Origin of the sequence: Mycobacterium sp. E1747 (genome assembly GCF_001667775.1) — a bacterium.
Lineage (GTDB): Bacteria > Actinomycetota > Actinomycetes > Mycobacteriales > Mycobacteriaceae > Mycobacterium.
The window spans coordinates 1-7407 of the sequence record NZ_LZJI01000171.1 but is presented as its reverse complement, the minus strand read 5'-3'; the positions used below and the strand labels follow the sequence as shown (position 1 = coordinate 7407).

The window sequence follows — 7407 nt, the reverse complement described above, 5'->3', positions numbered from 1 at the left end:
CCGAGGCGGCGCCGTTCACGGTCATCAGCAACTCGCTGACCGGCGGCACCAACCCGAAGGCCACGATCGCCTCCACCGCCTCCGGGTCGGTCGACTCCACCATCCGCGCGGTCGCGGGTGACTGGTCGCAGGCCGCCTACGGCGTCGGCATGGACATCACGTTCAAGGTGTCCACCGAGGCGAACTACTTCGACGGCACCAACTGGCACAGCGCCTTCCAGGAGAACCTGACGCTGCTGCTGGTGGAGGCGTACTACGGGTTCGTCATGGGCTCGCCTTCGGCGTTCTGCATCGCGACAAAAGGGTCGGCAGCGTTCTAGCAGCGGAAACGCGGCCCTCGTAATACACTTCGTTGTGTGGCGAAGAGACGTTATGGGGGCCGCGTAACCGGCCCATGTGAACACTGTGGGAAAGAAGTAAGCCGGGCCGCATCTCGGGTGAAGGCGCATCTGTTTTGCTCACGGCAGTGCTATCAAAAGTCCGACATCCACGGCTTTCAGGTGGCAAACGCGAACCGCCGCAGGCATCCCAGCGGTTTGCGACGGGAGATACCGTGCGCGCGTTGCTCAAAGCCCGTCGTTCGCTGGCGCAGCCAGGTCAACGAGCGGAATTTTTGCTCTCGTGATTGTCAGTGGGCATGGTCCCTTGAGAATCCCGTTCGGCAGATAACCAAAAGCGGGTACGTGCGGATCTGGGTGGGCAAGAAGCATCCCGGCGCCGACTCATCAGGCCATATCCCTGAGCATCGGAAAGTGATGCAGGACCACCTCGGCAGGGAGTTGCTTAAATCCGAGACTGTTCACCACATCAATGGAAACAAGACCGACAACCGGTTGGAAAACCTTGAACTGTGGTCTAGTTCGCACCCGAGCGGTCAGCGCGTGGTTGACAAAGTCGCTTGGGCGAGAGAGATTCTCGCGACTTACGAAGGTCTGCTCATCGAGTAGGCCAAAATGGAGGGAGGTCAAGCGTGACTGATCTGCTTGTGGTCGATGACTTGGCCCCCTTCGCGACGATCGACCCAGCGAAGGCGGCGGCGATGGTGGCTGACGCTGTCGCGATGGCCACCCTCGCCGCCCCCTGCCTAGGTGATACCACCACGCTCACTGATCAGCAGATAGCAGCGGCGAAAGCCGTTCTCCGCGGCGCGGTTCTGCGCTGGAATGACGCGGGAAGCGGCGCGATGTCGTCGCAGACCGCCGGACCCTATGCGCAGACGTTCGACACCCGAACACCCCGCCGGGTGTTGTTCTGGCCTTCGGAAATCGCTGCGCTGCAGAAAATCTGCGTTGAACCCACTAGTGGTGGGGCTTTCAGCATTGACACCGCCGCGGCGGAGCCGATGCGGTCCCATGCGGTGTTCTTCGGCTCCCAAGACGGCTTCGAGACCGTGGGGGCTGTCGCGTTCGATGACGACGATGACAGCTACTTCGGGGAACTGTGAACACAAAGTTCACCGTCTCCCATTCGGTGTACACCGGATCCACCGACACTGAGGGCTATCCGACTGCGGACAATTACGCAGATCCGGTGGACCGCAAGGTGTTCGGCTGGTATCCGGACTCGTCTCAACTGTCGGAATCAGCCGATTACACGCGGCGGGTGGTGCAGTCGATAGTGGTGTTGGTTCCTGACGCGTCGCCGTATTCACCGCGCGACAAGGTAGCCCTTCCCGGAAACGATGAGTGGTTCGTGACCGATGTGAATGACTACACGACTGGGCCGTTCGGCTATCGACCGGGCGGGACAATCACTCTAGAACAGGTGTCCGGCTGATGGCGAAACGACGGATCAGCGAGCACTTTTCGATCGACTTCGGCTCCAATAATCCGGAGTGGCGCATCCTGCGTAACTCGCCCGGCGTGGATGAATATCTGACTCGGTTGGGTGAGGAAACCATTGCACGCTGCAACGCCGATCTGCGGGCGGCGCAAGCCGCACGGCAGCAGCCGCAGGAAGACGGCTACGACTTCCACATCACCCATGGATCCCGCTCAAGGTTGAACATCTTCCCGAACACCCCGCGGGCGATGGCGCATGAAGCAGTGAACCACACGATCCTGAAGAGCATCCCGATCGGTGGCCCCAAAGAAACACCGCCTCCCGATCACGATATCCCGAGGGAGTTGGCGCGCCGATCCAACGAATCTCAGATGCATGCGGGATTCGATGAGCAGGGCAACGAGATCCACAACCTTGACGGGCGCCGGCACCGATGACCATTCCTATTCTTGGCACTCCGTCGGCCTACCGGCTGACTAGGAACTACTTCTTGGCCGAGTGCCCCGCGAGGGGATGGCCGACGAACTTTGAACAGCGAGTCCCAGACCCTCTTCCGAGCGGGCGCCGGTTCTGGACGTGTGAACTGCTCAACACCGTGAAGCCGTTGCGGTTCACCAGTTCACAACTGCTGCAGCTGCGCTACTACGACCCCAACGGTGCTCGAGCAGAGCAGATCGCGTTTGATGCTTGGGAACTGTGGCAGGTAATGCCATCTTTTGGTTTGGTGCAAGACGTCGAGCACGCCGGTGGCCCCACCTCCCAGAAGGACCCCGACTACCCAGACCTTGAGCGGTACGTCATCACTGCCTGGGTAACCGTCGTCAATACGAATCCGGTAATCACCCCGTAGACCACCCGCTTCCGACGCGGCTGGGTAACAGGCAGGGGCGCGTCTGCCCGGGCAGGAACAACGCGCAATTCACAAGCGGCGCCGCCTGGTTCGTGGTCTGAGCTTCGGGCTCACAACTGCGAACCGTGACGGGCGGCGCCGCGCCTAAACCTCGGCAGCCTTCACACGACGGCTGTGACAAGGAAACGACCCCCGCCCGGCGGGGGTTTTGCATTGGAAGGAAAATCCTGTGGCTGCACCAACATTCACCGGGAACGTCAACAACGTCGTTCTGCCCTCACCCAAAGACCTGCCCTCAGTCGGTGGTATCTACGTCGGCCCGCTGTCTGCGGCGGTTCCGGATGCGGCGTTCACCATTGACGCCCTGATGAACCACCTGGGTTTCATCGGCTCGGACGGCTTCGATGACAAGGAAGACCGTTCCGTGAAGGCCATCTATGACTGGGGTGGTGACACGATCGCCAAGCCGCAGGAGAACTACGGCAAGACGGCCACGTTCACCATGCTTGAGTTCTTGAAGCCTGAGGTGGCGAAGTTCGCCTACAAGGCGTCGAACGTGACCGCCACCGCAGCGACGTCGACCCACGGCAACCAGTTGTCGATCAAGGTCACCTCCGACACCCTGGACATGCAGACCATCCTCGTGGACACCTTCTCCCCGGGTGGGAAGCGGGTCATGCAGTTCTACCCGCTGGGCCGGATTGAGTCGAAGGACACGATGAAGTGGGCGCGCACGGATGTTTTGGCGCACCGGGTGACGGTGTCGTTCCTTCCCGACACCACGGGGGCGTACTGCTACATCCGCACCGATGACGGCCTGCTGTCGGCATGACCGAGGCGAAGAAGCGGGCGCCAGCCAAAGCGTCGGTGCCCGCGGCGACGAACGGGCACAAACCCAAGCCTGGTGACGCCGACTTCGACTGGTCCGCAGAGTATCCCGGGGAAGAGGTGTTCGTCTTCAAAGCCTCGGACGGAACCACCGTCGGCTTGACCAAACTCGGACCCAACCGCCGTCCGAAGCCAGGCAAACTCGCCCTGCTGGATGAGCAGGGCGACGGCATCAAAGTCCTGTGGTACTTCCTGAAACTCGCCTCTTCTGACACCTCGCGTGAGGTGCAGGCCGAGCTTGAGGAAGAGGACTACGCCGCCATGGCCCGCCAGTGGGCTGAGTTCGCCGGTATCGAGCTGGGGGAATAGTTGCCCTCATCGGGATCCTCAAAGAACATTGGGGTCCCGTTGGGGGCGACCTGGCCCGCGCTGGTTGGACATGGGAGGACATCGGAGACAGGCTGTCGTTCGTTCAGTTTGTCCAGATGGTGGTCTACCCGGCACCGGGAACAGCGGTGTACTACTCCCAGCATCAGGGGTGGGACCGTAACACCTGGAAACTGACCCAACTAGTCGACGGTGTCAATTGGCTGGTATGGTCTAAATCCCAAGCAGCGGAACGCGATCCTCGTAACCCGCCACCACCTGAGTGGCGGCCAGGTGATCCGCTGCCAGACCAAAAGCCAGCAATGACGATCGGCGATTACATCGAACTCGCTGGACTAACTGGGTATGACGATTAGGTAGATCCCTTGCCTTGGCCGGCCATGGCTAGACTCGACCGGACATGCGGTGCCATGCCACGCAGGTGCTAGTCGGAACTTTCCTTCTCTAGCTTTTCCAGTCTCCGTCGCAGCTCCGAAACCTCTTCATCAGTCCGAGTGGACTGCTCACGGACGCTTTCCAGGGCATCTTCCAGCTTCTTCTGGCGGATGTCTGTGCGGCGGTTGAATTCCATCTGCATGGCAAATGCTGATGCTACGACCTGGAAAGCCTGCCGAACTTCTGGGTCCACGCCAGATAGGTCCACGTTGGTGACTTTGGAGTGGCCACGGACCAACGCTTTGGATGATCGTCGTTGCTGTTGCTTGGCGAGTCGAAGGTGTTCTTCGGGCTCAACGACGCGATAGCCGACGTTCTTCACCGCTTCCACGGCGTGCTTCTCCACCTTCTCCAACTCGGACGCAGCACGGCGCATAGCGACCTGGATAGTGTGCCTGTCGACTTCAGGGTCAAGTTCGAGAGCAGAGGCCATGTCCTCGTAGGTCAGAATGTCGTCGACCTCTGTTTGTGAGAGAAGCCGATACAGAATCCGCCAGCGGGCGGTTTCACCCTTGGGTTCAAAGGGGCTCATGCGGCAGCCTGAACAGCGTGCTGGACCACTGCGGTGAAACGCCCAAAGCGCGGTCGCCAATCGCCTAAACCAATAAGTGAGCCAGCGTTGTCGGCGATGGAGGTCAGGTCGTCCAGTTCAAGGACGGACGGGTCAAGAACCCCTTCGGCTTGAACCTTCCACTCCGGGAACCAAGGACGGCAGCGCATAGTGCGGCTGGTCCCCACCTTGACGGACGCCATGTGCCGCCAGCCCTTGTCCCACAGCGCCTGTTCGTCACGAGGACCGTTGTAAGACAACGGATTGACATCAGTGGATACAAACACCCCGCGGGTGACCTTGACGCCCATCTTGGTCAGCTTCGCCCCGTCGACCAGGCAGCGCATGATGTTCTCGCCGGGAATGTACGGGCCGACATCGGGATCCATGTACAGACCGCCGGCGAATTCAAGGCGCGCGATCTGCTCGTGATCGTCGTCAGTCTTGTTTCGCTTACCGGTGACCTTCTTGAGCGCCTTCGTGGCAGGGTCAAGAGGGTTGGACAGTCGACTGTTGTGCATCAACAGTGGCGCTGTCCCGGTCAGGGTGATAGTGAAACCAATCATCTTGTCTCCTTGTGTAGTGGTAGATCCCTCGCCTAGCCGCGCCGCGCCTTGCCCCGCTCTGACATGCCCGGGCCAGACACGCCCCTCGGTGTGGAGTCGAACCACACCCACTGACCCTTGAGGGTTAGATCCCTTGCCTTGTCCCGCCGCGCCGCGACTCGCCCAGCTGCGCCTCGCCTTGGCACGACCCGCCATGCAATACGAGTATGACATACGGAGGTGACATATGCCAGCTATCGCCGAGTTATATGCCACCGTTATGCCGGAAACATCGCAGATTGCGGCGGGGATCACGCGGGCGTTTCGTGAGGTCGACCCTGCTGCGGCTGAGGCTGGGCGTCGGTGGGGTCGGGAGATTCAGCGCGGGCTCGGTGACGCCAAAATACAACTGGATGCCGACACGTCGAAGGCGAAGGCTGAGATTGATTCGGCGGCGAAGGCCCGGAAGTCCACCGTTGAGGTTGATGCGGACACGGCGAAGGCGAACGCGCAGATCGATGTGGTGGCGCGGGACCGCAAAGCCACGATCGAGGTGGATGCTGACACGCTGGTGTCGTCTGCGGAGCGCAGTTTCTCCCAGCTTGGACCGGCATTCGCTGGGGCCGGTACCCAGCTGTCGCAATCTCTAGCGACGAGTGGTGCTTCAGCAGCGCCTCAGGTTGGCGGGTCGCTGTCGAGTGCTATGGGTCCCGTCGGTACGGCGCTGCAGGGAGTTTTGATTGGCGCTGCTGTCACGGCGGGGGCTGGTGTGGCTGCGGCGCTGTCGGGGGCCATCGGGCTCATCCCTGCTGGTCTCGCCGGCGGTATCGGTGTCATCGGCACTTTGGTAACTGGCCTGGATGGCATTAAGGATGCTTGGACAGCCGCAGGTAAAGCCGCTGACTCCGCTACCAAGGATCAGGAGGAGAAGTCCAAAGCTGTTGCGTCTGCGCAGAAGTCGCTGCGGAACGCGGTGTTGGATGAGGCTAACGCGCAGAAGGACGTGGCCAACGCGCGCCGGGATGCCCGCCAGCAGCTCGAGGACCTGAATGTCCAACTCCGGGGCGGGGTGATCGACGAGAAGCAAGCCATTCTCGATGCCCAGGCTGCGCGCCGGGATCTGGCCACTGGCCGGTTCCGGGACGCGATCGAGTATCAGCAGGCACAACTGCGGGTGGAGCAGGCCGACCAGCGGGTGCTTGAGGCGCATGAGCGGAATGTGCAGCTGCAGCAGAAGTCCGCTGAGGCTAACGCGAAGGGTGTTGAGGGCGCTGATCAGGTTGTGTCCGCGAACCAGCGTTTGGCGAGGGCGCAGGATGATGTCGCGGATGCGCAGCGCAACCTTGGTGATGCGCAGACGAAAACGTCGTCGAGTTTGGATGCGTTCGCCCAGGCGATGGGGAAGATTTCCCCCGGGGCGCAGGCGTTCATCACCACGTTGCGGGGGTTGAAGCCGGCGTGGGATGCGTTGAAGTTCTCGGTGCAGGACTCCCTGTTCGCCGGGTTGGGTCCACAGGTGCAGCGGCTGGCCACGGAGTATTTCCCGGTGTTGCAGAGGCTGATGACCAGCCTCGGGCGGACGATGAACACGGCGTTCAAGGATATTGGGGCGTGGTTGTCGAAGCCTGAGACGATGGCGGCGATACAGCAGATCGTCTCCAATATCGGTTCGTCGTTTCAGATTTGGGCGCAGTCGATTGTTCCGTTCTCGAACGCGTTCCTGACGATCACGAAGGTCGGGTCGGGGTTCCTGCCTCAGCTGGCGCAGGCGATCACGAACGGGGCGAACGCGTTCAACAATTTCATTCAGCAGGCCGCGAAGTCGGGGCAGCTGCAGGAGTGGATGCAGACCGGTATCCAGGCGCTGGGTGAGCTGATGAGGATGCTTCCCGTGCTGGGGAAGATGTTCCTCGACCTAGCTCCTATCGGCATTCCCGTGCTGCAGAACCTCTCCGCGGCGCTGCAGTCCATGGAGCCCGCGTTCAGCTTCATTGGCCGATTCGTTGCCGCCAACCAAATGTTGGTAAAGC

At 61.2% G+C, this 7407-nt stretch carries 10 protein-coding genes and 1 pseudogene; 9 read left to right on the top strand and 2 right to left on the bottom strand.

The annotated features are described in order from the left end of the window. The 8 genes from A5695_RS29125 to A5695_RS16545 all read left to right on the top strand — a co-directional run. The coding region (locus A5695_RS29125) for a hypothetical protein (protein WP_197515521.1) at positions 1-320 on the top strand (320 nt) is incomplete at its 5' end. Positions 321-695: 375 nt separating this feature from the next. Beyond that, a complete protein-coding gene (locus A5695_RS16575; protein ID WP_197515520.1) occupies positions 696-947 on the top strand; it encodes an HNH endonuclease in 252 nt (83 codons plus the stop codon). Between the two features lie 23 nt (positions 948-970). Beyond that, a complete protein-coding gene (locus A5695_RS16570; protein ID WP_068084202.1) occupies positions 971-1444 on the top strand; it encodes a hypothetical protein in 474 nt (157 codons plus the stop codon). Positions 1445-1530: 86 nt separating this feature from the next. Then, positions 1531-1776, top strand: coding sequence for a hypothetical protein (locus A5695_RS16565; RefSeq protein ID WP_156749699.1), 246 nt, complete (start codon positions 1531-1533; stop codon positions 1774-1776). Continuing rightward, positions 1776-2219: a hypothetical protein gene (locus tag A5695_RS16560; protein WP_068084197.1), complete on the top strand. Its 444-nt coding sequence runs from the start codon at positions 1776-1778 to the stop codon at positions 2217-2219. The genes A5695_RS16565 and A5695_RS16560 overlap by 1 nt, the downstream gene beginning before the upstream one ends. Beyond that, positions 2216-2632: a hypothetical protein gene (locus A5695_RS16555; protein WP_068084194.1), complete on the top strand. Its 417-nt coding sequence runs from the start codon at positions 2216-2218 to the stop codon at positions 2630-2632. The genes A5695_RS16560 and A5695_RS16555 overlap by 4 nt, the downstream gene beginning before the upstream one ends. 229 nt (positions 2633-2861) lie before the next feature. Next, entirely contained in the window at positions 2862-3464 is a 603-nt protein-coding gene (locus tag A5695_RS16550) for a hypothetical protein (RefSeq protein WP_068084190.1), read from the top strand. Beyond that, a complete protein-coding gene (locus A5695_RS16545; RefSeq protein WP_068084188.1) occupies positions 3461-3829 on the top strand; it encodes a hypothetical protein in 369 nt (122 codons plus the stop codon). The genes A5695_RS16550 and A5695_RS16545 overlap by 4 nt, the downstream gene beginning before the upstream one ends. 442 nt (positions 3830-4271) lie before the next feature. Here the strand turns inward: A5695_RS16545 and A5695_RS16540 are convergent, their stop codons facing one another. Together A5695_RS16540 and A5695_RS16535 are read right to left on the bottom strand one after the other, a co-directional pair. After that, positions 4272-4814 carry a hypothetical protein gene (locus tag A5695_RS16540; protein WP_068084185.1) on the bottom strand — a complete coding sequence of 181 codons (543 nt, stop codon included), beginning with the start codon at positions 4812-4814 and terminating at the stop codon, positions 4272-4274. Beyond that, positions 4811-5398: a hypothetical protein gene (locus tag A5695_RS16535; protein ID WP_068084182.1), complete on the bottom strand. Its 588-nt coding sequence runs from the start codon at positions 5396-5398 to the stop codon at positions 4811-4813. The genes A5695_RS16540 and A5695_RS16535 overlap by 4 nt, the downstream gene beginning before the upstream one ends. A gap of 259 nt (positions 5399-5657) precedes the next feature. Here A5695_RS16535 and A5695_RS16530 point away from each other — a divergent pair. Continuing rightward, positions 5658-7407, top strand: a pseudogene (locus tag A5695_RS16530) (hypothetical protein); the annotation flags it as partial.